General features: G+C 47.8%; 1 pseudogene. It reads left to right on the top strand.

Annotated features, from left to right (window positions below):
* Positions 1-37 precede the first annotated feature (37 nt).
* Positions 38-513: pseudogene (locus ACGHVY_RS24795) on the top strand (YWFCY domain-containing protein); the annotation flags it as partial.

The following is a 513-nucleotide window of genomic DNA, read 5'->3' as shown; positions in this document are numbered from 1 at the left end:
CAAAGGACGGAAGGATGTGGAGATGTCATGAAAGCATATCGGCTGTTATCTTACAGCCGGAGTGTTGCTCTTTTTCGGTAGTGAGTTCTTATTGACAACCCGTTTCTCCGTTACGCTTCTTACCTTATCATATGTATCTACCGTAGCCGCCGGATATATCTGCCTGCTTACCGCCGGAGTCTGGATTACCCGCTTGCTGAAGAACCAGCTCATGGATGACGTCTTTAACGATGAGAACGAGAGCTTCATGCAGGAAACCCGTCTGATTGCCAATGAATACTCGGTGAACCTGCCGACACGTTTCTATTACAAGAAAAGATGGTACAACGGCTGGATCAATGTCGTATCCCCGCAGAGGGGGTGCATCGTGCTGGGATGTCCCGGTAGCGGGAAATCCTACTGTGTCATCAACCAGTTCATCAAGCAGCAAATAGAGAAAGGCTATGCACTCTACTGCTATGACTTCAAGTTTCCGGATTTAAGCCTGATCGCTTATAACCAGCTGCTTAAGAA

This window comes from Bacteroides sp. f07, from assembly GCF_042854785.1.
Lineage (GTDB): Bacteria > Bacteroidota > Bacteroidia > Bacteroidales > Bacteroidaceae > Bacteroides.
The sequence above is the reverse complement of the archived record's forward strand: the minus strand, read 5'-3'. Positions and strand labels throughout refer to the sequence as shown.